This is a genomic window from Variovorax sp. PBL-E5 (assembly GCF_901827185.1).
Lineage (GTDB): Bacteria > Pseudomonadota > Gammaproteobacteria > Burkholderiales > Burkholderiaceae_C > Variovorax.
The window spans coordinates 1,670,734-1,695,230 of record NZ_LR594671.1; the positions used below are offsets into that span (position 1 = coordinate 1,670,734).

Sequence of the window (24,497 nt, forward strand, 5' to 3'; positions counted from 1 at the left end):
CCTCCCTTGCGCTTCATTTCTTCCCTGACAGGCCGCCTTGCGGCCTTTTTGTTTGTTTGCGCCGCGCTGCCGTCGCATGCCGCCGAGCCACCCCCCATCTTCGTGCTCAATTCGCTCGATGCGAGCGTGAGCGTGATCGACCGGGCCACCTGGACCGAGCGACTCCGCATCCCGACGGGCAAGGAGCCGCACCATCTCTATCTGACCCCCGACGAGCACTCCCTGATCGTCGCGAACTCGGCCGGCGATTCCCTGACTTTCCTGGATCCCCGCACCGCACAAGTCCAGCGCGTGGTCTACGGCATCATCGATCCGTACCAGCTTCGCTTCTCACCCGACATGAAATGGTTCGTCACGGCCGGCAACCGGCTGAACCATGTCGACATCTACAGCTGGGACGGCAAGGAGCCCAAGCTCGTCAAGCGCATTCCCTCGGGCAAGACGCCCAGCCACATCTGGATCGACGGCAAGAGCACCACCGCCTACGTCACGATGCAGGACAGCGACGAACTGATCGCGGTCGACCTCGCCACGCAGACCATCCGCTGGCGCGTGGCCACCGGCCCGATGCCGGCGGACATCTTCGGCATCCATGACGGCAAGACGCTGCTGGTCGGCCTGACGGGCGGCGACGGCGTGCAGATCTTCGACGTCGCGGGCGCCGAGCCCAAGCTGGTCGGCAAGCTGTTCACCGGCAAGGGAGCGCATGCCTTCCGCTCGGCCGGCGACGGGCGCAGCGTCTTCATCAGCAACCGTGTGGCCGACACCATCAGCCGCATCGATCTGCAAACGCTTCAGGTCACCGACACCTATCCCGTGCCCGGCGGCCCCGATTGCATGGATGTCTCGGCCGACGGCAAGACGCTCTACGTGACGTCGCGCTGGGCCAGGAAGCTCAGCGTCGTCGATCTCGTTGGCCACAAGGTGGCGCAGCAGGTCAAGGTGGGGCGCTCGCCCCATGGTGTCTGGACATTGGATCATGCCAAGTCGTAAGTACGCCGCGGTCGCGCTTCTGGCGATGGCCTGTGTCGCGTCCACAGTGGCCGTGGCCCAGGGCAGTTGCACGAAGCCGGTGTACCTGACCTTCGACACCGGCCACATGGCCATCGCGCCGCTCGTGGCAGAGGTGCTCAAGCGGCAGGACGTGCGCGTCACCTTCTTCGCGGCCGCGGAACCGACCAAGAGCGGTGGCGACAGCCTGGACGACCATTGGGCGCCGTGGTGGAAGGCGAGGGCGGCCGAAGGCAACGAGCTCGCGTCCCATACCTACGACCACGCCTACTGGCGCGGCGACGTGCCGGGCGCCGACGTGCGCTTTCGCATCAAGCCATCGGCCGGGCCGGATGCAGGCCATGAGTTCACCTGGGACGCGAAGCAGTATTGCGCCAACATTGCCAAGGCCTCCGAGCGCCTGCAGGCCATCACCGGCAAGAAGCCGCTGCCGCTGTTCCGGGCGCCGGGCGGCAAGACCTCGCCCAAGCTGCTGGCGGCCGCGAAAGCCTGCGGGTACGCGTACGTGGGCTGGGCGCCGGCCGGCTTTCTCGGCGACGAATTGCCGAGCGAGAAGTTCAGCAACGAGAAGCTGCTGAAACAGGCGCTGGACACCATCCGGCCAGGGGACATCCTCCTGGCGCATCTGGGCATCTGGTCGCGCAAGGATCCCTGGGCGCCGGCCGACCTCGAGCCGCTCATCGTCGGGCTGAAAGCCAAGGGCTTCTGCTTCGAGACGCTGCGCCAGCACCCGGCGTACCGGGCCTGGATCGCCGCGCATCCCTGAACCTTTTTCGCTGAGCAGGATCGCTCGTTCATGGACTGGTTCACCGATCAATTTGCGTTCGTGCAGCAGTGGCTCTTCGAGTCTGCCGTGCAGCCGCTGGTCTATGCCATCGGCCTCGGCGGCTGGGTCGAGGACGCGTTCGATGCCACCGGCTGGGTGCTGGTCGGCCTGATCCAGATCGCGGTGCTGGTCGCCGTGATCGGACCCTTGCAGCGCTGGCGCCCGGCGGAGCCGGTGGTCGACCGCCGCGCGATCCGCACCGACATCCTGTACACGCTGATCCATCGGCTCGGGTTGTTCCGCCTGGCGATGTTCTTTGCGCTGGTGCCGCTGTTCGACCATCTGCTGGGCATCGTGCGCACCGCGGGCTGGGGCAGCCTTCATCTGGACGAGCTCTGGCCGGGCGTCACCGATGTGCCCTGGATCGCCTTCGCGATCTACCTGGTGGTCCTCGACCTGGTCGAATACCTGATCCATCGCGGGCAGCACGGCTTTCGATGGTGGTGGGCGCTGCATTCGCTGCATCACTCGCAGCGCCAGATGACCATGTGGAGCGACAACCGCAACCACCTGCTCGACGACGTGATCCACGACACGATCATCGTCGTCGTCGCGCAGCTGATCGGCGTCGCACCGGGGCAGTTCATCGCGATCGTGGCCTTCATGCAGCTCAGCGAGAGCCTGCAGCATGCCAACCTGCGCCTGGGCTTCGGCGCCATCGGCGAAAGGCTCTGGGTCAGTCCGCGTTTTCACCGTCTCCACCACAGCATCGGGATCGGGCACGAATCGCACGGCCCGCGCACGCTGGGCGGCCACAACTTCGGCGTGCTGCTGCCCTGGTGGGACATCCTGTTTCGCACCGGGAATTTCGAGGGTCGCTACGAGGCGACCGGCATTCGCGACCAGGTCGAACCCGATGCACAGGGCCGCGTGCGCGACTACGGGCGCGGCTTCTGGGCGCAGCAGTGGCTGGGGCTGCGGCGGCTGGTCAATCGGGGCTGAACGGCGCCTTCACGCCGGCCACTTTGCTTCACACGCAGGCGTTATCCTCGGCGTCGATGCGTCTCCTCCTCGATTCTTTCTGGCGTTCGGTGGCCTACTGCATGCACCCGCGGGTGGTCGTGCTCTCGCTGCTGCCGCTGGCGATCATGGCGATCCTGACGGCGATCTTCGGCTATTTCTATTGGGATGCAGCGGTGAGCTGGACGCGCGGCGCGCTGGATGCGTGGCCCCTGCTGTCGAGCTTCTGGGGCTGGATGGGACGCCTGTTCTCGGGCAACGTGACGGCCGCACTCGCCCCATTGGTGGTAGTGGTCGCGGCCACGCCGGTGCTGGTGGTGGTGGCACTGCTGGTGGTCGCCGGGTTCATGGCGCCGGCCTTGACGCGCCTGGTGGCCGAACGGCGTTTCCCGACCCTGGAACAGAAGCGGGGCGCGTCCTTCATCGGCGGCGTCGCCCGATCGCTCGGCCTCACGGTGCTGGCGCTGCTCGCCCTGGTCGTGTCGATGCCGCTCTGGCTCATCCCGCCGCTGGTGCTGGTCCTTCCACCGCTGATCTGGGGTTGGCTGACCTACCGCGTGATGAGCTTCGATGCGCTGTCCGGCCACGCGAGCCCGGAGGAGCGCGACGTGCTCCTGCGGGTGCATCGGCTGCCGCTGCTGGGCATCGGCGTGCTGTGCGGCTACCTGGGCGCGGCACCCAGCATCGTCTGGGCGTCGGGGCTGCTGTTCGCCGCGGCTTTCTTCGTCCTCGTGCCGCTCGCGATCTGGATCTACACGCTCGTGTTCGCGTTCTCGGCGCTCTGGTTCGGGCACTATTGCCTCGACGCGCTGGCGCAACTGCGGGCGCAGCGCGCGGCCGCAGCCGTTTCAACTTCTGCGGTCGAGCTGGCGGATGCCCGCGCGACCGCCACTCAATGGGGCGCGCCATGACCCGTGCATTCGGTCTGATCGTCGTCGGCGACGAAATCCTCTCCGGCAAGCGTGCCGACAAGCACATGCCCAAGGTGATCGAACTGCTCGCCGCGCGCGGCCTCGAGCTGGCCTGGGCCGAATACGTCGGCGACGTGCCCACACGCATCACGGCCGCGCTGGAACGGGCCTTCGCGTCGGGCGACATCGTGTTTTCCACCGGTGGTATCGGCGCCACTCCGGACGATCACACCCGCCAGTGCGCCGCCAAGGCGTTGCGGGTTCCGCTGGCCCTGCATCCCGAAGCCGAGCTGCTGATTCGCGAGCGCATGCAGGACACGGCACGCGAGCAAGGCACCGCCTACGAGGCGGACCGCCCGGACAACGTCCATCGCCTCAACATGGGCGTGTTTCCGCAGGGTGCGACAATCATCCGCAACCCCTACAACAAGATTCCGGGCTTCAGCGTCGGGCATGTGCATTTCGTGCCGGGCTTTCCGATCATGGCCTGGCCGATGATCGAATCGGTGCTCGACACGCAGTACGCCGAGCTTTTCGCCCGCGGCTCCGCGGTCGAGAAATCCGTGATCGTCTACGGTGCCATGGAGGCGGCGCTGACGCCGCTCATGGAAGCCGTCGAGCACGCGCATCCGGGCATCAAGGTGTTCAGCCTGCCGAGCGTGGACCATGCCGTGCACGGTCGTCACATCGAACTCGGCGTCAAGGGCCCGGCCGATCGTATCGAGTCCGCCTATGCGGCGCTGATCGAGGGACTGCACGGCTTTAAGGCAAAGCTTGGCCCCGAATTGGTGCGCTAACTTGGTGCGCACCATTTTGGCTGCAAAATGCCGACTGACGGCCGCCCCGGGGATGCCCAGCGCGTGTTCCGCGCGCGCCCGCAATGGCATAGAAACTGCATTCCCGATTCCGTACTTCCAACCACTATCCAAACCAGGAGAAACCTGATGGCAAAGACCGTCGCCGATGTACTCAAACTCGTGAAGGAAAACGAGGTCAAGTTCGTCGACTTCCGATTCACCGACACCCGCGGCAAGGAGCAGCACGTGACCGTGCCGGTCTCGGCGTTCGACGAAGGCAAGTTCACCGATGGCCACGCCTTCGACGGCTCCTCGATCGCCGGATGGAAGGGCATCGAGGCCTCGGACATGCAGCTCATGCCCGACCCCAACACGGCCAACATCGATCCCTTCTTCGAAGAGACCACGCTGATCCTGACCTGCGACGTGGTCGATCCGTCGGACGGCAAGCCCTACGAGCGCGACCCGCGTTCCCTGGCCAAGCGCGCCGAGGCGTACATGAAGGCATCCGGCTTGGGCGACACCGCCTTCTTCGGTCCGGAGCCCGAATTCTTCGTGTTCGACGGCGTGCGCTGGCAGAACGACATGTCCGGCTGCTTCGTCAAGATCGAATCCGAGGAAGCCTCGTGGAACACCGGCAAGGAGTTCGAGCACGGCAACACCGGCCACCGTCCCGCCACCAAGGGCGGCTACTTCCCGGTGCCGCCGGTCGACAGCTTCCAGGACATGCGCTCCGAGATGTGCCTGGTGCTCGAATCGCTGGGCATCCCGGTCGAAGTGCACCACCACGAAGTGGCCAACGCGGGCCAGATGGAGCTCGGCACCAAGTTCAGCACGCTGATCCAGCGCGCCGACTGGATCCAGCTGCAGAAGTACGTGATCCACAACGTGGCCCACGCCTACGGCAAGACCGCGACCTTCATGCCCAAGCCGATCGTCGGCGACAACGGCTCCGGCATGCACGTGCACCAGTCGGTCTGGAAGGACGGCAAGAACCTGTTCGCCGGCGACGGTTACGCGGGCCTGAGCGATTTCGCGCTGCACTACATCGGCGGCATCATCAAGCATGCCCGTGCGCTGAACGCCATCACGAACCCCGGCACCAACAGCTACAAGCGCCTGGTGCCCGGCTTCGAGGCGCCGGTGAAGCTGGCCTACTCGGCCAAGAACCGTTCCGCGTCGATCCGCATTCCGTTCGTCGCGAACCCGAAGGGCCGCCGCGTCGAAGCGCGCTTCCCCGATCCGCTGATGAACCCGTACCTGGGCTTCGCGGCCCTGTTGATGGCCGGTCTCGACGGCGTCGAGAACAAGATCCATCCGGGCGAAGCGGCCAGCAAGGACCTCTACCACCTGCCGCCGGAAGAAGACGCACTGATCCCGACCGTGTGCCACAGCCTCGACCAGGCGCTGGAGTATCTCGACAAGGACCGTGCCTTCCTGACCAAGGGCGGCGTGTTCACCGATGCGTACATCGATGCCTACATCGATCTCAAGATGCAGGAAGTCACCCGCTTCCGGATGGCGACGCACCCGGTCGAGTTCGACATGTACTACTCCTTGTAATGTTGCTCGCCCCGGGGCTTCGCGCACGATTGCGTTAAAAAGGACGGCACCGCCGTCCTTTTTCTTTGGTCGGGAACCTCGGCGTGCTTGCTGCTTCGAATTGCAACGAGAATGCCGATTTGCCGTGCTACCCAGATCCATGACCATGAAGACACTTCCCGCTTTCCTGCTGGCCGCCTTCGCGGCAGCCGGCGTGCACGTTCAGGCCCAGGCACAGGAGCGTGTCTGGCGCTGCGGCAACGAATACACCAACAACGCGACCGTCGCCCAGCAGCGCGGCTGCAAGGTGATGGAAGGCGGCAACGTCACCGTGGTGCAGGGCACCCGTCCCGCGGCCGCTGCGGCGTCAGGGGGCGGTGCGGTTCGGGCGCCGGCCGGCAGTCCCCGGGTCGACAGCGCCGACCAGCGTGCGCGCGACGGCGAGGCCCGTTCGGTGCTGCAGTCAGAACTCAAAAAGGCGGAAGACCGCCAGGCCCAGCTTCGGAAGGACTACAACAATGGCGAGCCCGAAAAGCAGGGCAGCGAGAGCAAGAACTACCAGAAGTATCTCGACCGCGTGGCCGACATGAAGGCCGAGATCGCGCGCAACGAGAGCGACATCGCGGGCATCCGCCGCGAGCTCGGTCGCCTGCCGCCGCAGCCGTCCAGTCCCTGAATGGCGCTGTCTTCTTCGGCATTGCACTTGCCGGCCATTCGCCCGACGGCGGCCTGAGCGCATGGCCTTCGGCAAGCCCGCGGGCGCCGGCAAGCGCTTCCAGTCCTTCGATCTGCTGTCCACGCTGATTGCGGTGGTCCGCATGGACGGCTCCGTGCTGTTCGCCAACTCGGGCCTCGAGGATGCGCTCGGCACCTCCCGCCGAACGCTCGAGGGCTCGCAGTTCGGCGCCTGCTTCCACGAGCCGCACGTGCTGCGCACCGCCATCGAGGGTGCGCGCAGCAACGACTTCGCGACGCTGCGCTACGAAGCGCTGCTGCGCCGCGTCAACCATGACCTGATGCCGGTGCTGGTGACACTCGCGCAGAGCGACCGGCCCGGCGAGCTGATCATCGAGATGTCGGCGCTCGAGCAGCAGGCGCGGCAGGACCGCGAGGAGCGGCTGCTCGATCAGGCGCAAGCCAACAAGGAACTGATCCGCAACCTCGCGCACGAGATCAAGAATCCGCTCGGCGGCATCCGCGGCGCGGCGCAGCTGCTGCAGATGGAAGTCGAGTCGCGCGACCTCATCGAATACACGCAGGTGATCATCCATGAAGCCGATCGGCTGCAGACTTTGGTCGATCGCCTGCTGGCGCCGCACCGCCGGCCGCATGTCGTCGGTGACGTCAACATCCACGAGGTGTGCGAACGGGTGCGTTCCGTGATCCTCGCGGAGTTTCCGCGCGACCTGCACATCGAGCGCGATTTCGACGTGTCGATTCCCGAGTTTCGCGGCGATCGCGAGCAGCTCATCCAGGCCACGCTCAACATCGTCCACAACGCGGCGCAGGCGCTCGCCGAGCGTCGCGCGGCCGGCGATGCGCAGATCACCTTCAGGACCCGCATCGCGCGCCAGGTGATCTTCAACAAGCAGTGGTATCGACTGGCACTGGAATTGCATGTCATCGACAATGGACCGGGTGTGCCGGACACGATCAAGGACCGTATCTTCTATCCACTCGTTTCGGGCAGGGAAGGCGGGACTGGGCTGGGATTGACGCTCGCGCAAACTTTTGTGCAGCAGCATCATGGCGTGATCGAGTGCGACAGCGTCCCGGGACGAACCGATTTCAAGATATTGATACCGCTGCCCTAGCAGCCAGGCAACAAGGAGCTGCATGAAGCCGATCTGGATAGTGGATGACGACCAATCGATCCGCTTCGTGTTGGAAAAGGCGCTGCTGCGCGAAGACATGCCGACCCGCAGCTTCACCAACACCCGGGAGGTGCTTGCCGCCCTCGAGGCCGCGACGGATGACGAGATGCAGGGCCCGCAGGTCCTGGTGAGCGACATCCGCATGCCGGGCGGCTCCGGGCTCGAGCTGCTCGACAAGATCAAGGCCAGGCATCCGGGCCTGCCGGTCATCATCATGACCGCGTTCTCCGACCTCGACAGCGCCGTGTCGGCTTTTCAGGGCGGTGCCTTCGAATACCTTCCCAAGCCCTTCGACCTGCCGCGCGCCGTCGAGCTGATCCGTCGTGCAGTCGACGAGAGTCAACGCGAGGAAGTGGCCGAGGAGCGCATGGCCGAAGCGCCCGAGATGCTGGGCCAGGCGCCCGCGATGCAGGACGTGTTCCGCGCGATCGGCCGGCTCTCGCAAAGCAACGTCACGGTGCTGATCACCGGCGAGTCGGGCTCCGGCAAGGAACTGGTGGCGCGCGCGCTGCACAAGCATTCGTCGCGCGCCAGCGGCCCTTTCGTCGCCATCAACACCGCTGCCATTCCCAAGGACCTGCTCGAAAGCGAGCTCTTCGGCCACGAGCGCGGCGCCTTCACCGGCGCGCAGACGATGCGGCGCGGACGCTTCGAGCAGGCCGAAGGCGGCACCCTGTTTCTCGACGAGATCGGCGACATGCCCTTCGACCTGCAGACGCGGCTGCTGCGCGTGCTGAGCGACGGGCATTTCTATCGCGTGGGCGGACACAACTCGGTCAAGGCCAACGTGCGCGTGATCGCCGCCACGCACCAGGATCTCGAACAGCGCGTGAAGCTCGGCGGCTTTCGCGAAGACCTGTTCCATCGGCTCAACGTGATCCGGCTGCGGCTGCCGGCGCTGCGCGAGCGCGGCGAGGACATCCCCGCGCTCACGCGCCATTTCCTTCAGCAAAGCGCCAAGCAGCTCGGCGTGGAACCCAAGCGCATCTCGGACGCGGCGCTCGTGCAGCTCGCGACCTTCGGTTTTCCCGGCAATGTGCGGCAGCTCGAGAACATCTGCCACTGGCTGACCGTGATGGCGCCGGCGCAACTGATCGAGGCGAAGGATCTGCCGCCTGAGGTGATGGCGCTGGCGGCCGTCGAGGCTCCCGCAGCCGACGCGGCCGCGGTGCCGGCGGCCGCGATCGAGCGCGAGGCGCCGAGCGCTGCGCAGCAGCACGCTGGCGCTCCATCCGCCACGCCGGCCGCGCATGCCGAGACGGCGCAGATCGCCGGATGGGAAAGCGGCCTGGAGCGGGAGGCGCAATCCCTCCTGGCCGCCGGTCGCAATGATGTGTGGGATGCGCTGTCGCGGCGCTTCGAGTCGCGATTGATCCTCACGGCACTGGCCAGCACCCGAGGTCGACGCATCGAGGCCGCACAACGGCTGGGCATCGGCCGCAACACCATCACGCGCAAGATCCAGGAACTCGGCCTGGAATAGATTCACCGCCGGCGGCGATCAGCGGCTGCGCTGCCCTTCGGTGATCGAGTCGAGCTGGAACTGGCCGCTCTTGTCCCACAACCAGGTATCGACATAGGTGTGCGCGCCGAGCTTGCCGGGGTTGGGCAGCGGTGAGGCCTCGCGAATGAGTTCGGCGATCTTTCCGCTCACCTCCGGCGCATGGCTCGGCGTGCGGCTGAAGTGCACGCCGGTCACGTGACCCGTGCTGTCGATGTCGGTTTCCGTGACCACCACGGCGTAGACCAGCGGCGGGATGCGGCCCTTGTAGATGCGCTTCGGATAGGTCTTGTAGATGTGCCTGGCGCCGATCTTCCGATAGGCGCGCACGGCTGGCGTTTGCGCCGTGATCAACCGCACGGTCGGCACTTCGTTCGAGGGCCCTGCGGCTTCGTTCCCGGCCTGCGGCGTGGCGGCGGGCGCGCCTTCGTTCGTGCCCTGTTTGAACAGGCCGCAACCGGAGAGACCGAGCGTGACGGCCAGCACCGACAGGACGAGAGAGATTTTCATGCGTCGATCTCGATGGTCACGGGCGCGTGGTCGCTCGGCTTTTCCCATTTGCGCGGCACCCGGTCGATCATGCACGACTTCACCCGCGGCACGAGCGGCGCGCTCACGAGCACGTGGTCGATGCGCAGGCCGCGGTTCTTCTGATAGCCCAGCATGCGGTAGTCCCACCACGAGTAGCTTTTCTCGGGCTGATCGAACAGCCGGAAGCCGTCGGTCAGACCGAGCTGGAGCAGCCCCTTGAAATGGTCGCGCTCCTCGGTCGTGTGGTGGATGGTTTCCGCCAGGCCCACGGGGTCGAAGCTGTCGCGGTCCTCGGGTGCGATGTTGAAGTCGCCGAGCAGCACGAGCTGCGGATGCGCGGCAAGTTCACCGTGCAGCCAGTCGTGCAGCGCACGCAGCCAGTTCATCTTGTAGGCGAACTTGTCGCTGCCCGGTGCCTGGCCGTTGACGAAGTAGCCGTTGACGATACGCAGCGGGCCCGCGGGCGTGTCGAGCGTCGCGCTGATCACGCGCGAATGCTCGTCGGTGAAGCCGCCGATGTTCTTCACCACGTCGCGCACCGGCGTGCGACTCAGGATCGCGACGCCGTTGTAGGTTTTCTGACCGAACACGACGGCCTCGTAGCCGGCCGACTTCAGCACGTCGAGCGGGAACTTGTCGTCGCTCATCTTGAGTTCCTGCAGGCACAGGACATCGACCGGGTTGGCGATCAGCCAGTCGAGCACGTGCTGCAGGCGGGCGGTGAGGGAGTTGACGTTCCAAGTGGCGATTTTCATGGGTCTTGCAAGCTCTCGATGGATCCCGCCGGCGCAGCCGACTTCCGCGGCGCCACGCAGAGCCCGGAGGTTAACAACAAAAAAGGCGCAGGACGTAGGCTTCGAGCGCATCCGGCACCACGACGCGAGGCGCTTCAAGACGCTAGAAAAGCGGCGCGAGCCGCTCTGCAACCCGCGCCAGGAACGCTTCGTCATCGGCGCCGAACGCGGCCCTGTCGTCCGAGTCGACGTCGATCTGGGCGAGATAGGCGTCGCCGCGAAGAATGGGAAAGACGATCTCGGACTGCGTCTCGAGATTGCAGGCCAGATAGCGCGGATCGCTTCCCACGTCCGTCACGACGACCGGCGCCCGGGTCTGGACGCTGGCGCCGCAGATGCCCTTGCCGGAGGGAATGCGGGTGTGTTCCGTGACGCGCCCATGGAAGGCCTTGAGCACCAGCGTGTCTTCTTCCAGCGCATAGAGGTAGACACCGGTGTAGCCTGGCAGCTGCTGCAGGATCCGGCAGGCAGCCGTGAGCTTCTGCGCCGGCGCATCGGCGGTCTGCAGCGCGGCTTCCACCGCCTGCAATGCGCGTTCATGATCGGGTTTCATCGGCCGAGATTAGCACTCCGACCGCGCACGTGGCCGCCCTGCTTGAGGTAGACCTCGTCCATCGGCGACGGCGGTCCCCAGATCGAGTTGGGCACGTTGCCGACGTTCTTTGCGGTCGCCGTGTAGTAGGGCACCTGGTTGATGATGTAGAGCGGCAATTCGTCGGTCACGATCTTCTGCAAGGCCGCGTAGCAGGCCTTGCGCTGCGTCGGGTCGAGGCTGGCGCCGGCCGCGTTGAGCAGCTCGTCGAGCTTCGGGTTGAGAGAGCCGCCGCGTGCTTCTCGAAGGCGGTGAAGCTGTTCGCCGACGGCGCGATGTTCTCGCAACTGATGCAGATGAATCCGCCCGGCTGCATCGACGGCCACCATGGCGAATGGCTGATGAGTCCCGCGGTGCTCACCGAGGGCGTGCGCGTGTTCTGGGATGCAGGCTACCAGTTGCACGTGCACGTGAATGGCGACGGCGGCATGGACGCCGTGCTCGCGGCGCAGATCGTGCGGGCCGGCTCGATGGTGCGCCACGGGCTGCGCGTGCCCTTCCATTCCGATTTCATGATGGCGCCGATGGCGCCGCTGCTGCTTGCATGGTGTGCCGCGACGCGCACCACCCGTTCGGGCCGCCGTGTCTCGCCCGAAGAGATGCTCGGCGTCGAGCAGGTCTTGCGCGGCATCACGATCGATGCCGCGTTCGCGCTGCGGCTCGACCACGAGATCGGCTCCATCGTGGCCGGCAAGAAGGCGGACTTCACGGTGCTCGAGGACGACCTTTTCGAGCTCGGCGCCGAACGCCTGAAGGACGTGCGCGTGGCGGGCACGGTCTTCGAAGGCGACGTGCACCTGCTCGAACGGCCGCTGGCCAGGCTGCTGGCCGGCGCTGCGGCGCCGAGGCCCGTTTCCGCGATGCGCGCGAGTGCGCCGCATGGGCGTTATCGCAAGCCGGCCTCCGCCGTGTGTTGCGGGCCGGATGGCGACCCCTGCGTGTTCCTGCGCCAGCTCGCGAGCGCCCGTGTGGCAGAAGGGCCGCGCGCCGCCTGAGGCGCGGACCCGTCAGGCATCGGCGAAGTGCTCGAACAGCAGATCCCGCAGCCACCGGTTGCCCGGATCGCGGTGGTAGCGCGTGTGCCAGAACATGTTGATGGCGATCTGCGGCAGGTCGGCCGGATGCGGCCGCCAGACCAAATCGAAAGGTTCGGCGATGCGAAGGGCGAGGCGTTCGGGCACGGTGGCGATCAGCGGCGTGGCGCTGAGGATGTGTCCCAGGGCCGTGTAGTGCGGCACGGTGAGCCGGATGCGCCGTGCGATGCCGCGCGCCGCCATCAGCTCGTCGACGTGGCCATGGCCGGTTCCGGCGGCGTGGACCCGCAGATGCTCCGCGGCGCGGAAGTCGCTCAGGCTCAGCGTCGACTTGGCAGCCACCGGCAGCTTCGCGCTGAAGACGCAGACATAGCGCTCCCTGAGCAGCAGGCGCTGGAAGATGCCGGCCTTGAGCTGCGGCAGCAGGCCGACCGCGAGATCGACCTCGCCGGCCTCCATCGACTCGCGCAGCCGGTTGGTGGTGTTGCGCACCGTGCTGATCGACACGCCCGGCGCCGTCTCCAGCAAGGCCTCCATCAGGATCGGGACGAAGGAGATCTCGCCGACGTCGGTCGTGGCCAGCGTGAAGCTGCGCGTGCTGGTGGCCGGGTCGAAGGTCGTGTGCCGGTTCAGCGCGCCGTGCAGCGTGCCCATCGCGAGCGCCACCGGTTCGGCCAGCTGCAGCGCGAAAGGCGTCGGCGCCATGCCGTGCGCGGTGCGCAGGAACAGGTCGTCGCCGAGCAGCTTGCGCAGGCGCGCCAGTGCATTGCTGATGGCCGGCTGCGACAGGCCGAGGCCTTCGGCCACCGCCGATACGCGCTTCTCGGTCAGCATGCGGTCGAAGACCAGCAACAAGTTGAGATCGATGTCTCGAAGCTCCATGGGCCTCCCCTTTATTCACCCGCGTGATCCGGTGAATTCACGGGATTCTATTGGCCGCGGACGTGATGAGGCAGATCATTCGTTCACATCAATCACCCAGGGAGTTTCGTCATGATGATGAATCACGCGCTTGAACAAGTTCGCCGCCTGCCACCGGCAGTACTTCGCTCGCCCTGGCGTCGATGTGCGGTGCGCAAGTTCCGGCGGCTGCGCACCATCGCCGCCGCGCCGGCGGCGACACTCGATCCGATGGCGCTGCTGGAAAGCGCCGTGCAGGCGCTCTGGCGCGAAGCCCAACACGCGGGACGCCTGGGGCTCGACATCGAGGTCTGCGCCGATGCGGGGCAGATGATCATCAACGTGGGCTATGCGGAGCCGGCCGCGGCCGGCTGAGCCCGCGCGCAGGCGGAGCGCGCCGCGTGTGCGCCGTGCCTCTCAGGCCGCCTTCGGCAGTCCACCGCCGAAGCGGTCCGACTCGTCGAAGAAGCGCTGGTCCCGGTGCAGCGCCGGCCAATCGGGCGCCATCAGCCACAGGCGCAGCATGTGACGCCGGCGCTCGATCTCGGGGAAGTCGACGTAGTCCGTGCGCGAGTGCAGGACCGTCCGGTTACTGAGGAACTGTGCGTCGCCGGGCAGCAGGTTCATGTCGCTGAAGACGCCCGGGCGCTTGCTGACCTCGGTGAAGAATTCGAAGGCTTCCATGCCGGTGCCGTCGATCGGCGCCTGCGGTGTCGCGCCGCGTCGGATCGGTCCCGGAATGAAGAAGCAGCCGACGGAACCATCGGCCGCTGGCGCGAACACCGGAACGCGCTGCGCGGTGAGTGCCGGCGTGTCGCCGCGATCCTCTTCCAGTCGATGGTAGACGTAGCCCTGGTAGAGCCGCTCGAGCAGGTCCGGGCGTTCCGACAGGATGATGTTGTGCAGTTGCCGCGCGCTCGCGATCCGGCTCAGGCCGCCCGACGCCGCATGGCGGATGCAGAGCAGGCCGACGATGTCCACGGGATCACGGTGCATGATGAGCTCGCCGCCGTTCTGGAACGGACGACCGCTCGTCTGCTGGTCGGACAGGTCGATGACGTCGCCGAGGTAGTCGCCGCGCCGGTTCTGCGACACGCCGACGCCGAAGCAGGTGCCCAGCGCCCAGAAGAGCGCATCCAGCACCGGGCGCTCCACGTCGACCGGCACCTTGCGCACCAGCACCACGCCGCGGCCGGTGCGCAGCTCCGTGGCGAACTGGCGCAGGTCCTCGCCCAGCGCACCGAGCCCGGCCTCGGCGCTGCCGATCGAACACAGCGGAAGCGCCATGCGCACCAGCCGACGGCCGATGGCGACGAGCTCGCTGGCCGCCCCCGGCGAGAGGGAGAACACCCAGCGCTCATCCTCGGCCAGCGCCTCGCCGTCCCACACCGAGCGTCCCGTGCAGCCGGCGAGTTTCGTGAGTCGATCCTGTTGCACCTGCGCGCCCTTCATTCGATCTTGGTCCCGCTTTCCTGGATCACGCGGCCCCAGATCCTCTGGTCGTTCTTCATGGCCGCGGTGACGGCCTCGGGCGAGGAATAATTGGTCTGCACGCCGAAGCCATTCAGTTTCTTCTTCACCGCCGGATCCGTGAGGATCTTCTTCATCTCCGCGTTGATGCGCCGGACGATGGGCTCGGGCGTCCCCTTGGGCGCGACCATCGCGAGCCAGGACCATGATTCGACGCCGTCGATGCCGAGCTCCTTCAAGGTCGGCACCTCGGGCAGCAGCTCGAAGCGCTTGTCGGCCGTGACCGCGAGCACGCGCACCTTGTCCGATCCCATGTGCGGCACGATCGAACTGGCGATGATCGCCATCATGCTGATGCGCCCGGCCATCACGTCGACCATGGCCGGCCCGGCGCCCTTGTACGGCACGTGGACCAGGTCGGTGCCGGTCGCCATCTTGAACATCTCCATCGTCAGCTGCGACGCGCTGCCCTGGCCCACCGACGCGAAGGTCAGCTTGCCCGGCTCGGCCTTCGCCAGTGCGATGAGCTCCGCCACCGACTTGGCCGGCACCGTCGAGTTGATGAACAGGACCTGCGGCGAGGTCACGAAGCCCGAGATCGGCTCGAAATCCTTCAGCGGATCGAAGTGCATGTTCGGATAGAGCAGCGAGTTGATCGCCAGCGCACCGTTGGTGCCGATCATCAGGGTGTAGCCGTCGGGAGCCGCGCGCGCGACCGATTCGGCGCCGATGTTGCCGCCGGCCCCGCCGCGGTTGTCGACCACCACCGGCTGCCCGAGCGCCGCGCCGAGCCGCTCGGCGAAGACGCGCACCGCCGCGTCGCTGCCGCCCGGCGGGAACGGATAGACCAGCGTGATAGGCCGGCTGGGCCAGGTGTCTGCCGCGGCCCAGCCCGGCAGCGAGACGATGAGCGCGGCGAAAGCGGCCAACAGGATGCGTCGCATGAATGCCCCCTATGCACAAAGAACCGGGAGATCGCGGAAATGAGCGAGCGACTCGGGATTCGCGATCGCGGCCACGTTCCTGGGAACGCGTCCATGGATCGCATCGCGAATCGCCAGCTCCATGACTTTGCCGACGCCGTTCCTCGGCAGATCCGGAACGGGAACGATGTGGGCCGGCAGATGGTGCGGCGAGGCCTTGTCGCGCAGGGTCGTGCGAATGGTCTCGCCCAGCTCGCTGCTGTAGCGGTTGCCCGCGCGCAGCTTGACGAACAGGACGATGCGGGAATCGCCGTTCCAGTCCTGCGTCACCGCCGCGCATTCGTCCAACTCGGGCAAGGCTTCGAGCGGCCGGTAGATCTCGGCCGTTCCGATGCGGATGCCGCGGGCTTTCAGCGTGGCGTCCGACCGGCCATGGATGACGTAGCCGCCGCGCGGCGTGCGCTCGACCCAGTCGCCGTGGAACCATTTGCCGGGGTAGCGCGTGAAATAGGTATCGAGCAGGCGCTGGCGATCCGCGTCGCCCCAGAAGCCGAGCGGCATCGAGGGAAAGGAAGAGGCGCAGGCCAGCTCGCCGGCGCCGCAGGCGACGGGATGGCCATCGTCGTCGAGCACCTCGACCGCCATGCCCAGCGTCGCCACGGTGGCTTCGCCGGCGACGACGGCGCCGCCGGGGTCGTTGTTCACGAACGAGGCCAGCAGGTCGGTGCCGCCCGAAGGCGAGGCGAAGTAGAGCTCGGACTTGATGTGGCGGTAGACGTACTCGTGGTTGGCGGCCGACACGCGGGTGCCTCCCGCGAACATCGTGCGCAGCGAACTCAGGTCATGCGTATGCATCGGGCTCAGGCCGGCCTTGGCGTAGATGTCGAGCACCGCCGCGGACGGGCCGAAGAAGGTGACGCGTTCGCGCTCGACCAGATCGAACAGGCGATCGATGCGGGGCCAGGTCGCCGAGCCCTCGTAGAGGATCACGGTGGCACCGATGGCCAGCGCCGCGGTCGACCAGTTCCAGATCATCCAGCCGGTCGCCGACAGCCGCAGCAGGCGGTCACCGGCGCGCAGGTCGCCGTGCAGCCGCAGCTCCTTGGCGAACTGGATCAGCGGACCGCCGACGCCGTGCGTGAGGCACTTGGGCTTGCCGGTCGTGCCGGAGGTGAAGAGGATGAAGCCCGGCGCATGGAAGGCCACGCGCACGAAGCTCGGCTCCGTCTCGCTGCGCGCGGCCAGGGCCGCGGCCCAATCGGTGGCGCCGGCCCACAGCGGCGGTGTTGCCGAGAGATTGCCGACGACGAAAGCAGCGCGCAGCGATGGCAGCGCTCTCGCCACTTCGGCTGCCTTGGCCGAGAGTTCGTGCACGCGGCCTGCGTGGCGTGTGCCATCGGCGGTCACGAAGATCGTCGGCTCCAGCTGCCCCAGTCGATCGAGCACGGCATCGGCCGAGAGTTCGGCGGACACCGTGGCCCAGATGGCGCCGAGCGAGGTCGTCGCGAGCATCGCAACCACGGCCTCCGGCACGTTCGGCAGATAGCCCACGACGCGGTCGCCCGCCGTCAGGCCTAGCTCGCGGAACACGGCCTGGGCCTGCGCCACCTGGACCGCGAGTTCGCGAAAGCTCAGCGCGCGCCGGGTGCCGTCCTCGGCGCAGAAGACCAGCGCATCGGCATCGTCGCGGCGCCACAGCATGTTCTCGGCGTAGTTGAGGCGTGCGCCCGGAAACCAGCGGTCATCGGCCTTGCATTCGGCACGGTCGAGCACACGATCCTCATCCCAGTCCCCGAGGATGCGCGCATGGTGCCACAGCGAGCGCCAGAAGGCGTCGAGGTGGTCGATGGAAAAGGCATGCAGCGCCGCGTAGTCGGGGAGGGCGACCTTCCCTTCATGCTCCAGCCTTTCGGCGAAGCGGCGGATGTTGGTCCGCGCGGCGCGCTCGGGCGATGCGCGCCAGACGATGGGATCGGTCGCGGTGTTCATGGCTCAGGCCACTGCGGCGGTCTTGCGCGCATCCCAGCCGAGGACCTCGCGCGCGAACTGCGGATAGGTGCCCGCCAGCAAGGGCGCGACCTCGTTGCGCAACAGGAAAAGAATCTCGGCGCTGGGGGCCGCGGTGGTGGGCACCTCGCCCGCGGGCAGGTCGTAGTCGAAGCCGGTCGCGCGGCGGATGTCGTCGGCCGTCTGGCCCGGATGAACGCTCTCCAGCGTGAAGCGCTTGCGCTCCGGCGCGAAGCCGAACACGCAGCGACTGGTGACCAGCACCTTGGGGCCACCGGGCCGATAGACATTGGCCTCGTTCGTCCCGGCGGCCGTCACGAAATCTACCTTGCGCGTCAGCACGCGCGGCGTGTGCTCGTCCCTGAACAGGACGACCCGCTTGGCCAGCGCGTACAGATAGGGCGCGCCGTAGGTGCCGCCCCAGCGCACCTTCAGATCCGGATAGTCGCCGGTGCCCATCAGGTTGATGTTGGCTTCGCCGTCGATCTGCCCGCCGCTCAGAAAGAAGGCATCGATGCGTCCGCTCGCCGCGCAGTCGAAGAGCTCCTTGCCGCCGTCGGTGATGAAGACGCTGCGGCCGCCGAGCATCGACACGCGCATGCGGCCGCCCGAGGCCAGATGGGCCAGCCATGCCGCTGCCGCCGGATAGGGACTCGCCGAACCGACGGCGACGTGGCGCGAATCGCCCAGGCCGCGTGCCAGCGCGGCGACGTAGAGTTCCTGCGGGGTGCAGTTCACGACATCGCCTCCGTGGTCTTGAAGACATGCGCGTCGAGGTAGGCGCGCAGGCCTTCCTCGGTCTTCGCGCTTTCCATGTAGTGCCACATCGCTTGTTCGTCCTCGGCGTAGAAATCGCCGAAGCCGTAGGGCGCCGCGCCGCGGGGCACGACGCTCACGGCATCGACGTAGAGGCTCGGCAGCGTCGCGCAGGCCAGCGCGGGGTCTTCCATCAGGTCGCCGTCGTAGAGCTTTTCCACCGTGGCGAGCGTGCCGGTGGACGCATGGGCCATTACCGCGAGTTCGCGCCGCCGGCCGTAGTAGACGTTGCCGTGCCGGTCGGCCATCGGCGCGTGGAACAGCGCCCAGTCCGGGTTGATCGCCGGCAACAGCAGGATCGGATCGTCGGCGGCGAAGGGGTTGTCGATGACCTTCCAGTCGGTACGCAGTCGGACCACGTCGGAGCCGAGGATGCCGCGCAGCGGAATGAAGGGAATGCGCTTCTCGCCGGCCTGGAAGGCTGCGTGGATCGCCGGGCAGGTGGCCTCGATCATGCGAAACGATTGCGCCTTGAAGGCACGCTGGAAGCATGGCGGCACGCCGTATTCGCCCATGAACACCGAACTCGCTTCGAGCGTCGCCACGCAGCCCGCACCGAGCAGCAGGTCGGCCTGCAACCCGGTCGTCGGCAGGCCGACCACGTGAAGGTCGCGTACGCCCCGGCGGATCAGCTCGCGGGTGGCTTCCATCGCGATGCCGGAATAGAAGCCGCTGAAGTCGCTCGGCACGGCGAGCTTTTGGCCATCACGTACATGGGCCGCGAGTTCGCGCAGGCTGACGATGATCGACACGGTGCGACTCCTTATTGCACCGGGGAGGTGGGATCGGGCACGAAGCGCAGGTCGCAGATGCCTTCGGCGGTGATGGCGCCCGTGACCGCGCCCAGGCTGCGCTGCAGCTTGATCATCTCGTCCAGGCCCTGCATGTCGACCTGGCCGTCCAGGTGCATGCGCGGCAATTCACGTTCCACCGCGCGGCGCATCACGTCCGGCTCGATCTTGAAGTGATGGGACGCGAGGTCGACCCATTCGTCCACGTGCGCGGCCCCGTAGTGGGCGGAACGCCGCGCCGCGCGCAGGGCCGCCTGAATCAGCGTCGGTTCCTTCTCGATCATCGACGGCTTCGCGACGTGAACGATCCACTGGTATTGCGGCAGCGCCGGCTCGTCGTAGACCGCGCCCCATACATCGACCAGTCCGGCAGCTTCGGCCACCGAGGGCGCCGGCTCGACCGCCAGGAAGGCATCGATGCGGCCGCTGCGGAACACGTCGACCACCTTGGCGTATTCCTCCTGCAGGCCCACGTATTCGAAATGGTGGTCGGGGTCCAGGCCACGCTCGACCAGCATGCCGCGCAGGAACCATTCGGGGCAGCTGCCGCGCGACAGCAGGCCGACGCGCTTGCCCTTGAGCTGGTCCCAGTCCTTGATCTTCTTGTCGACGCACAGGTACATGTTGGCCCGGCGTCGAACCGCACCGCCGACGATCTTGAAGTCGTAGCCCTGGTCGATGAACATCACGCCCGGCGGCGAGCCGATCTCGCCGAACTTGAGTTCGCCCGAGTCGTAGGCGGCAGCCAGCGGCGGGCCGCCATAGACCGTCTTGACCGACAGGTCGATGCCCTCGTCGCGGAAGAAGCCCTTCTCGATCCCGAGGCGGACGGTGAAGGCGCATTTGTCGGTCGGGGTGCCGTAGTCGAGCTGGTACATGATGTCCTTTTGAATTGTCCGCTGCACGGACAGAGAATGAAGGTGGCCTGAAATCCGATGGACTCGATGCTATTCATTGCACTGAAGATGAAATAGAGAGGCTGCCGGCGGCGTCATCCAGATTTACCCGAATCATGTCCGTGGAATGGACAAGGCAAACCGGGTCGCGGCGACAATGCGGCCATGAGCCGAACGCAAGCCGTCCCGCAGGACAGTCCTTCCGATTCCGTGCGTTCCGTCGAAAGAGCGATCGACATCCTGTTCGCCTGTGTCGACGGTGGGCGCAGCCTCGATGTCCCCGAGCTTCAACGGGCCACGCAGTTGCCGCGGCCGACGCTTTACCGGCTGCTCAATGCCCTCGAGGCCAAGGGCATGATCTATTCGTTCGGCGAGCCGAAGCGCTTCCAGCTCGGGCACCGCGTCGGCCTGCTGGCCCAGGCGTGGAAGAACAGCCCGGCCATCCTGGAGCTCTCGCGCGAAGCGCTTGGTGAGCTATGGCGGACCGTGCAGGAAACGGTGTCGTTGATGGTTCCGGTCTCGGCCACACACCGCATGTGCGTGGCCGAATTGAAGAGTCCGCATGCGTTGTCGTTCAGCCGCGGCACCGGCTACCTGGAGCCGCTTCATCGCGGCGCGAGCGGCAAGGCGCTGCTGGCCTTCATGCAGCGCTATGGACTGCCGCGCAACCTGGCTGAGATCGCCGGCGCGGACCAGGTCGAATCGCTGTCGCGCAGCTTGCTCGAGGTCAAGCGCCGCGGGCATTCCGTCACCTACAGCGAAATCAGTCTGGGCACGGTCGCGGTCGCAGCGCCGGTGTTGGGCCCGGACGGCGTCGCGGTCGCATCGGTGTGCACCTTCGCGCCAGAACTGCACATGAGTGGCGCCTCGCTCGAGCGCTGCATCGAGGCGGTCACGGTCGCCGCCCGATCGATCTCGCTGAAGCTTGCGTCCTGAGGACGGGTCAGCGCCGTTCGAGCGTGACGAAGCTGAAGGACAGCCCGTTGGAAGAGACGTGCGACTCGCGCGCGGTCTCGTGCCATGCGGTGCTGTCGAGCCGCGGTGCGCGAGCGTCGCCGTCGATCTCGCGCGCGATCTCGGTCACCAGCGCGCGCTGCGCGAGCGGCTCGGCCTCGGCATAGATCTGCGCGCCGCCGATCACCCAGGCCTCGGGCACGCGCGCGGCTTCGCACAGCGACAAGGCTTCGCGCAGGCTGGCGGCGCGCTCGGCGCCCTCGGCGTGCCAATCGGACTGGCGCGTGACCACGATGTTGCGGCGCCCCGGCAAGGGCCTGAAGCGCGGCGCGAGCGAGTCCCAGGTCTTGCGGCCCATGATCACCGGTGCGCCCGCGGTCTGCCGCTTGAAATGCGCCATGTCCTCGGGCAGGTGCCAGGGGATGGTGCCGTCGCGGCCGATCACGCCGTTGGCGGCGCGCGCGAAGATCAGGTTGACGCGCATCGTGCTCACACGGCCACCGGTGCCTTGATGGCCGGATGGGGGTCGTAGCCCTCGAACGCGAAGTCCTCGTACTGGTAGTCGAAGATGGACGCCGGCTTGCGCCGGATGACCAGCGTCGGATAGGGCCGCGGCGTGCGGCTCAACTGCAGCGCCACCTGCTCGGCGTGGTTGCTGTAGATGTGGCAGTCGCCGCCGGCCCAGACGAAGTCGCCGACGTCCAGATCGCACTGCTGCGCGACCATGTGCGTGAGCAGCGCGTAGCTCGCGATGTTGAAGGGCACGCCGAGGAAGATGTCGGCGCTGCGCTGGTAGAGCTGGCAGCTGAGCCGGCCGCGCTCGCCCGCGGCCTGCGGCGGCGCCACGTAGAACTGGAAGAAGGCATGGCAGGGCATCAGTGCCATCTTCGACAGGTCGGCCACGTTCCATGCGCTCACGATGATGCGGCGCGAGTCGGGGTTGGTCCTGAGCGTGTCGATCACCTGCTGGATCTGGTCGATGTGGCCGCCGTCCGGCGTCGGCCAGCTGCGCCACTGCACGCCATAGACGGGGCCGAGGTCGCCGTCCTCGCGCGCCCATTCGTCCCAGATGGTGACGCCGCGCTCCTTCAGCCAGTTGTTGTCGCTGGAGCCGGTGAGGAACCACAGCAGTTCCTGGATGATGGACTTGAGGTGCACCTTCTTGGTGGTGACCAGCGGGAAGCCTTCGTTGAGGTCGAAGCGCATCTGGTAGCCGAACACGCTCTTGGTGCCGGTGCCGGTGCGGTCGCTCTTGTGCACGCCGGTAGTGTCGACGTGGCGCATGAAGTCTTCGTATTGGGAGCGAGTGGGGTGGGTGGTCATGATTCAGTCGCGCGCCATTTCCAGCACCGTGCTGTTGAGCGTCAGATGAGTGGCCTTCCTGGGGGCGTCGGCGATGCGGGGCACGAGAAAACTCCGGTCTTGAATGCGCAAATTCTTCACGCGCACGAAATCATGCCATCAGACGCGAATCACCCGCCCCGGATTCAGAATGTTCTGCGGATCCAGCCCGCGCTTGATGGCCCGCATCATCGCCAGCGCCACCGGCGACTTGTGCTTCTCGAGCTTGTCGACCTTGAGCGAGCCGACGCCATGCTCGGCCGAGAAGGAGCCGCCGAATTTCGCGACCGCGTCGTAGACCAGGGTGTTGATGCGCTCTTCCTGGTCGCGCAGGAAGGCTTTCATGTTGCCACCCTCGGGCGCCTGCACGTTGTAGTGCAGGTTGCCGTCGCCCAGGTGGCCGAAGTTCACGAGCCGCACGCCGGCGATTTCGCGCGCCAGCAATGCATCGGTCTCGGCCACGAAGGCCGGGATGCGCGACACCGGGATCGAGATGTCGTGCTTGATGTTGAGGCCTTCCTCGGCCTGCGCCAGCGGAATGCTTTCGCGGATGTGCCAGAGCTGACGCGCCTGCGCGATGTTCTCGGCCACCACCGCGTCGCTCACGCAGCCGGCTTCGAACGCGGTTTCCAGCAGCGCCTCGAAGCGCGCGCGGGCATGGTCCTCGGATTCGCTGTCGGAGTTCTCGAGCAGCACGCCGTACGGCGTCGCCTCGTCGTCGATGAAGGGCACGCGCATCGCGGGAAAGTGCTTGGCCACCAGGCCGAGCGCAAAGCGGCCCATGACCTCGAAGCCTGTGAGCCCCGCGCCCAGGTGCTTGTGCGCGAGGCCCAGCAATGTCACCGCATGATCGAGCGAGGGCACCGCGGCCCACGCGGTCAGCTGCGCGGCCGGCAGCGGATAGAGCTTGATCGTCGCCGCCGTGATGATGCCGAGCGTGCCTTCGCTGCCGATCATCAGGTCGCGCAGGTCGTAGCCGGTGTTGTCCTTGCGCAGTCCGCTGGTGCCTTCCCACACCTCGCCGTGCGGCGTGACGACCTCCAGGCCCAGGCACAGCTCGCGCGTGTTGCCGTAGCGCACGACCTGCGTGCCGCCGGCGTTGGTCGCGAGGTTGCCGCCGATCGTGCAACTGCCCTCGGCCGCGAGGCTGAGCGGGAACAGGAAGCCGGCCTTCTCGGCGGCCTCCTGCAGCGACTGCAGCACGCAGCCGGCCTCGACCGTCATCGTGAGGTTCGCGGCATCGATCCCGCGGATCGCGTTGAGCCGCTGCAGGCTCAGCAGCACCTGCGTGCCGCTCTCGTCCGGGATCGATCCCACCGACAGCCCGGTGTTGCCGCCCTGCGGAACGATCGCCGTGCCGGCGGCCGCGCAGGCCTTGACCACCTCGGCCACCTGCTGCGTGCTGGCCGGGCGGACCACGGCCAGCGCCTTGCCGCGCGCGCGTTTGCGCCAGTCTTGCTCCCAGGCGGTCAGATCGCCCTCGGTCAGCACGTGCGAGACGCCGACGATGGCGCGCAGCCGGTCGACCAGTGCATTCATGGAGCCACTCCTTCCAGGTTCCGGGCCTCGGCCGCGTGGCGCAGGCGAAGCCGCACATGACAGGCGCAGGCGGTGAAGAGCGCGAGGCAGAGCACCACCTCGATCAGCGCGAGCACCTGTCCGACGCGGTTGATATCGCTCCACGCGCGCACCACGCCCTCGATGAAGTAGAGCCAGACCATCAGGCTGACCCAGCGGTAGGTGTACATGCGGTTCTTGAGCAGTCCCGCGAGCGGCACCACCAGCGGCAGCACCTTGAGCGCCAGCCACGAGCCGCCCGGACGCAGCGGCGCGAGCCACATCTCCCAGGCCAGCCCGAGCACGATCAGCCCGACCAGGCTGCCCACGGCCACCCACTGCGTGGCAGCAACAGAAGAAGAGCGAGGCAAGGTTGTTTTCATTCGAGAGGTACCGCGGAACCGGCTCCGCCGGGCCGCCGGTGCCGCCCCCGGCAGGGGGAAGGCGCAGCGACACGAAGTGCGCGACG

27 protein-coding genes are annotated in these 24,497 nt (G+C 67.0%); 12 read left to right on the top strand and 15 right to left on the bottom strand.

The genetic code is table 11. From position 1 onward, the window contains the following. Window positions 1–24 precede the first annotated feature (24 nt). The 9 genes from WDLP6_RS08155 to ntrC all read left to right on the top strand — a co-directional run bounded on the left by WDLP6_RS08155 (window position 25) and on the right by ntrC (window position 9,404). Window positions 25–993 (top strand): YVTN family beta-propeller repeat protein, encoded by a 969-nt coding sequence (locus WDLP6_RS08155; protein WP_443083449.1) that lies wholly within the window; start codon window positions 25–27, stop codon window positions 991–993. After that, a complete protein-coding gene (locus WDLP6_RS08160; RefSeq protein ID WP_162591925.1) occupies window positions 980–1,777 on the top strand; it encodes a polysaccharide deacetylase family protein in 798 nt (265 codons plus the stop codon). The genes WDLP6_RS08155 and WDLP6_RS08160 overlap by 14 nt, the downstream gene beginning before the upstream one ends. Window positions 1,778–1,807: 30 nt before the next feature. Beyond that, entirely contained in the window at window positions 1,808–2,779 is a 972-nt protein-coding gene (locus WDLP6_RS08165) for a sterol desaturase family protein (protein WP_162591926.1), read from the top strand. Window positions 2,780–2,835: 56 nt separating this feature from the next. After that, the gene (locus WDLP6_RS08170; RefSeq protein WP_162591927.1) at window positions 2,836–3,708 is read left to right on the top strand and encodes an EI24 domain-containing protein; all 873 of its coding nucleotides are present in this window, start codon (window positions 2,836–2,838) and stop codon (window positions 3,706–3,708) included. After that, window positions 3,705–4,505 carry a competence/damage-inducible protein A gene (locus tag WDLP6_RS08175; protein WP_162591928.1) on the top strand — a complete coding sequence of 267 codons (801 nt, stop codon included), beginning with the start codon at window positions 3,705–3,707 and terminating at the stop codon, window positions 4,503–4,505. The genes WDLP6_RS08170 and WDLP6_RS08175 overlap by 4 nt, the downstream gene beginning before the upstream one ends. 147 nt (window positions 4,506–4,652) lie before the next feature. Continuing rightward, window positions 4,653–6,068, top strand: coding sequence for a type I glutamate--ammonia ligase (gene glnA / locus WDLP6_RS08180; RefSeq protein WP_162566547.1), 1,416 nt, complete (start codon window positions 4,653–4,655; stop codon window positions 6,066–6,068). A 145-nt stretch (window positions 6,069–6,213) separates the two neighbouring features. Next, complete coding sequence (locus tag WDLP6_RS08185; protein ID WP_232076997.1) at window positions 6,214–6,723, top strand: hypothetical protein; 510 nt, start codon at window positions 6,214–6,216, stop codon at window positions 6,721–6,723. 61 nt (window positions 6,724–6,784) lie between these two features. Beyond that, window positions 6,785–7,861 carry a nitrogen regulation protein NR(II) gene (gene glnL / locus WDLP6_RS08190; RefSeq protein ID WP_162591929.1) on the top strand — a complete coding sequence of 359 codons (1,077 nt, stop codon included), beginning with the start codon at window positions 6,785–6,787 and terminating at the stop codon, window positions 7,859–7,861. A gap of 22 nt (window positions 7,862–7,883) precedes the next feature. Then, window positions 7,884–9,404, top strand: a complete 1,521-nt coding sequence (gene ntrC, locus WDLP6_RS08195) for a nitrogen regulation protein NR(I) (protein WP_162591930.1) — start codon at window positions 7,884–7,886, stop codon at window positions 9,402–9,404. Between the two features lie 18 nt (window positions 9,405–9,422). On the opposite strand, the gene WDLP6_RS08200 is transcribed toward ntrC, so the two are convergent. The 4 genes from WDLP6_RS08200 to WDLP6_RS08215 form a co-directional block, all read right to left on the bottom strand. Continuing rightward, entirely contained in the window at window positions 9,423–9,932 is a 510-nt protein-coding gene (locus WDLP6_RS08200; protein WP_162591931.1) for a hypothetical protein, read from the bottom strand. Then, window positions 9,929–10,708: an exodeoxyribonuclease III gene (gene xth / locus WDLP6_RS08205; protein ID WP_162591932.1), complete on the bottom strand. Its 780-nt coding sequence runs from the start codon at window positions 10,706–10,708 to the stop codon at window positions 9,929–9,931. Before xth ends, WDLP6_RS08200 begins: the two co-directional genes overlap by 4 nt. A gap of 142 nt (window positions 10,709–10,850) precedes the next feature. Further along, window positions 10,851–11,300 carry a GAF domain-containing protein gene (locus WDLP6_RS08210; protein WP_162591933.1) on the bottom strand — a complete coding sequence of 150 codons (450 nt, stop codon included), beginning with the start codon at window positions 11,298–11,300 and terminating at the stop codon, window positions 10,851–10,853. Continuing rightward, window positions 11,297–11,626 carry a hypothetical protein gene (locus WDLP6_RS08215; protein WP_332105493.1) on the bottom strand — a complete coding sequence of 110 codons (330 nt, stop codon included), beginning with the start codon at window positions 11,624–11,626 and terminating at the stop codon, window positions 11,297–11,299. Before WDLP6_RS08215 ends, WDLP6_RS08210 begins: the two co-directional genes overlap by 4 nt. Here WDLP6_RS08215 and WDLP6_RS08220 point away from each other — a divergent pair. After that, a complete protein-coding gene (locus WDLP6_RS08220) occupies window positions 11,615–12,334 on the top strand; it encodes an amidohydrolase family protein (RefSeq protein ID WP_162591934.1) in 720 nt (239 codons plus the stop codon). The genes WDLP6_RS08215 and WDLP6_RS08220 overlap by 12 nt on opposite strands. A 12-nt stretch (window positions 12,335–12,346) precedes the next feature. Here WDLP6_RS08220 and WDLP6_RS08225 read toward each other — a convergent pair whose 3' ends face one another. Further along, window positions 12,347–13,255 (bottom strand): LysR family transcriptional regulator, encoded by a 909-nt coding sequence (locus WDLP6_RS08225; RefSeq protein ID WP_162591935.1) that lies wholly within the window; start codon window positions 13,253–13,255, stop codon window positions 12,347–12,349. A 111-nt stretch (window positions 13,256–13,366) separates the two neighbouring features. Between WDLP6_RS08225 and WDLP6_RS08230 the strand changes: the two genes are divergently transcribed. Continuing rightward, window positions 13,367–13,648, top strand: a complete 282-nt coding sequence (locus WDLP6_RS08230; RefSeq protein ID WP_162591936.1) for a hypothetical protein — start codon at window positions 13,367–13,369, stop codon at window positions 13,646–13,648. Window positions 13,649–13,690: 42 nt separating this feature from the next. Here WDLP6_RS08230 and WDLP6_RS08235 read toward each other — a convergent pair whose 3' ends face one another. From WDLP6_RS08235 to WDLP6_RS08260, 6 genes are read right to left on the bottom strand one after another with little or no spacing between them, the layout of a single operon-like run. Beyond that, window positions 13,691–14,725 carry a TauD/TfdA family dioxygenase gene (locus tag WDLP6_RS08235; RefSeq protein ID WP_162591937.1) on the bottom strand — a complete coding sequence of 345 codons (1,035 nt, stop codon included), beginning with the start codon at window positions 14,723–14,725 and terminating at the stop codon, window positions 13,691–13,693. Beyond that, window positions 14,722–15,687: a Bug family tripartite tricarboxylate transporter substrate binding protein gene (locus WDLP6_RS08240; RefSeq protein ID WP_162591938.1), complete on the bottom strand. Its 966-nt coding sequence runs from the start codon at window positions 15,685–15,687 to the stop codon at window positions 14,722–14,724. Before WDLP6_RS08240 ends, WDLP6_RS08235 begins: the two co-directional genes overlap by 4 nt. 9 nt (window positions 15,688–15,696) lie before the next feature. Beyond that, on the bottom strand, window positions 15,697–17,655 hold the full coding sequence (locus WDLP6_RS08245) for an acetoacetate--CoA ligase (protein ID WP_162591939.1): 1,959 nt from the start codon (window positions 17,653–17,655) through the stop codon (window positions 15,697–15,699). A 3-nt stretch (window positions 17,656–17,658) separates the two neighbouring features. Then, window positions 17,659–18,411: a CoA-transferase gene (locus tag WDLP6_RS08250; protein WP_162591940.1), complete on the bottom strand. Its 753-nt coding sequence runs from the start codon at window positions 18,409–18,411 to the stop codon at window positions 17,659–17,661. Then, window positions 18,408–19,241 (bottom strand): CoA transferase subunit A, encoded by an 834-nt coding sequence (locus WDLP6_RS08255; protein ID WP_197910151.1) that lies wholly within the window; start codon window positions 19,239–19,241, stop codon window positions 18,408–18,410. The genes WDLP6_RS08250 and WDLP6_RS08255 overlap by 4 nt, the downstream gene beginning before the upstream one ends. A gap of 11 nt (window positions 19,242–19,252) precedes the next feature. Then, window positions 19,253–20,158, bottom strand: a complete 906-nt coding sequence (locus tag WDLP6_RS08260) for an ABC transporter substrate-binding protein (protein WP_162591941.1) — start codon at window positions 20,156–20,158, stop codon at window positions 19,253–19,255. Window positions 20,159–20,341: 183 nt separating this feature from the next. Here WDLP6_RS08260 and WDLP6_RS08265 point away from each other — a divergent pair, with 183 nt between their 5' ends. Continuing rightward, entirely contained in the window at window positions 20,342–21,112 is a 771-nt protein-coding gene (locus tag WDLP6_RS08265; RefSeq protein ID WP_162591942.1) for an IclR family transcriptional regulator, read from the top strand. 7 nt (window positions 21,113–21,119) lie between these two features. Here WDLP6_RS08265 and WDLP6_RS08270 read toward each other — a convergent pair whose 3' ends face one another. From WDLP6_RS08270 to WDLP6_RS08285, 4 genes are all read right to left on the bottom strand, one after another. Then, window positions 21,120–21,614, bottom strand: coding sequence for a dihydrofolate reductase (locus WDLP6_RS08270; RefSeq protein ID WP_162595018.1), 495 nt, complete (start codon window positions 21,612–21,614; stop codon window positions 21,120–21,122). Between the two features lie 5 nt (window positions 21,615–21,619). Further along, window positions 21,620–22,453, bottom strand: coding sequence for a thymidylate synthase (locus WDLP6_RS08275; protein ID WP_162591943.1), 834 nt, complete (start codon window positions 22,451–22,453; stop codon window positions 21,620–21,622). A 138-nt stretch (window positions 22,454–22,591) separates the two neighbouring features. Then, the gene (locus tag WDLP6_RS08280; RefSeq protein WP_162591944.1) at window positions 22,592–24,010 is read right to left on the bottom strand and encodes an FAD-binding oxidoreductase; all 1,419 of its coding nucleotides are present in this window, start codon (window positions 24,008–24,010) and stop codon (window positions 22,592–22,594) included. Then, the gene (locus WDLP6_RS08285) at window positions 24,007–24,411 is read right to left on the bottom strand and encodes a DUF2069 domain-containing protein (protein ID WP_162591945.1); all 405 of its coding nucleotides are present in this window, start codon (window positions 24,409–24,411) and stop codon (window positions 24,007–24,009) included. Before WDLP6_RS08285 ends, WDLP6_RS08280 begins: the two co-directional genes overlap by 4 nt. Window positions 24,412–24,497: the final 86 nt, after the last annotated feature.

Excerpts from the sequence above, each read along its gene's own strand:
- WDLP6_RS08170 (WP_162591927.1), top strand. The coding sequence starts at position 2,836 with ATGCGTCTCCTCCTCGATTCTTTCTGGCGTTCGGTGGCCTACTGCATG.
- WDLP6_RS08235 (WP_162591937.1), bottom strand. The coding sequence starts at position 14,725 with ATGAAGGGCGCGCAGGTGCAACAGGATCGACTCACGAAACTCGCCGGC.
- WDLP6_RS08245 (WP_162591939.1), bottom strand. The coding sequence starts at position 17,655 with ATGAACACCGCGACCGATCCCATCGTCTGGCGCGCATCGCCCGAGCGC.
- glnA (WP_162566547.1), top strand. The coding sequence starts at position 4,653 with ATGGCAAAGACCGTCGCCGATGTACTCAAACTCGTGAAGGAAAACGAG.
- WDLP6_RS08200 (WP_162591931.1), bottom strand. The coding sequence starts at position 9,932 with ATGAAAATCTCTCTCGTCCTGTCGGTGCTGGCCGTCACGCTCGGTCTC.
- glnL (WP_162591929.1), top strand. The coding sequence starts at position 6,785 with ATGGCCTTCGGCAAGCCCGCGGGCGCCGGCAAGCGCTTCCAGTCCTTC.
- WDLP6_RS08160 (WP_162591925.1), top strand. The coding sequence starts at position 980 with ATGCCAAGTCGTAAGTACGCCGCGGTCGCGCTTCTGGCGATGGCCTGT.
- WDLP6_RS08285 (WP_162591945.1), bottom strand. The coding sequence starts at position 24,411 with ATGAAAACAACCTTGCCTCGCTCTTCTTCTGTTGCTGCCACGCAGTGG.
- WDLP6_RS08175 (WP_162591928.1), top strand. The coding sequence starts at position 3,705 with ATGACCCGTGCATTCGGTCTGATCGTCGTCGGCGACGAAATCCTCTCC.
- WDLP6_RS08240 (WP_162591938.1), bottom strand. The coding sequence starts at position 15,687 with ATGCGACGCATCCTGTTGGCCGCTTTCGCCGCGCTCATCGTCTCGCTG.
- WDLP6_RS08260 (WP_162591941.1), bottom strand. The coding sequence starts at position 20,158 with ATGTACCAGCTCGACTACGGCACCCCGACCGACAAATGCGCCTTCACC.
- WDLP6_RS08265 (WP_162591942.1), top strand. The coding sequence starts at position 20,342 with ATGAGCCGAACGCAAGCCGTCCCGCAGGACAGTCCTTCCGATTCCGTG.
- ntrC (WP_162591930.1), top strand. The coding sequence starts at position 7,884 with ATGAAGCCGATCTGGATAGTGGATGACGACCAATCGATCCGCTTCGTG.
- WDLP6_RS08185 (WP_232076997.1), top strand. The coding sequence starts at position 6,214 with ATGAAGACACTTCCCGCTTTCCTGCTGGCCGCCTTCGCGGCAGCCGGC.
- xth (WP_162591932.1), bottom strand. The coding sequence starts at position 10,708 with ATGAAAATCGCCACTTGGAACGTCAACTCCCTCACCGCCCGCCTGCAG.
- WDLP6_RS08225 (WP_162591935.1), bottom strand. The coding sequence starts at position 13,255 with ATGGAGCTTCGAGACATCGATCTCAACTTGTTGCTGGTCTTCGACCGC.
- WDLP6_RS08220 (WP_162591934.1), top strand. The coding sequence starts at position 11,615 with ATGTTCTCGCAACTGATGCAGATGAATCCGCCCGGCTGCATCGACGGC.
- WDLP6_RS08230 (WP_162591936.1), top strand. The coding sequence starts at position 13,367 with ATGATGATGAATCACGCGCTTGAACAAGTTCGCCGCCTGCCACCGGCA.
- WDLP6_RS08210 (WP_162591933.1), bottom strand. The coding sequence starts at position 11,300 with ATGAAACCCGATCATGAACGCGCATTGCAGGCGGTGGAAGCCGCGCTG.
- WDLP6_RS08270 (WP_162595018.1), bottom strand. The coding sequence starts at position 21,614 with ATGCGCGTCAACCTGATCTTCGCGCGCGCCGCCAACGGCGTGATCGGC.
- WDLP6_RS08275 (WP_162591943.1), bottom strand. The coding sequence starts at position 22,453 with ATGACCACCCACCCCACTCGCTCCCAATACGAAGACTTCATGCGCCAC.
- WDLP6_RS08165 (WP_162591926.1), top strand. The coding sequence starts at position 1,808 with ATGGACTGGTTCACCGATCAATTTGCGTTCGTGCAGCAGTGGCTCTTC.
- WDLP6_RS08280 (WP_162591944.1), bottom strand. The coding sequence starts at position 24,010 with ATGAATGCACTGGTCGACCGGCTGCGCGCCATCGTCGGCGTCTCGCAC.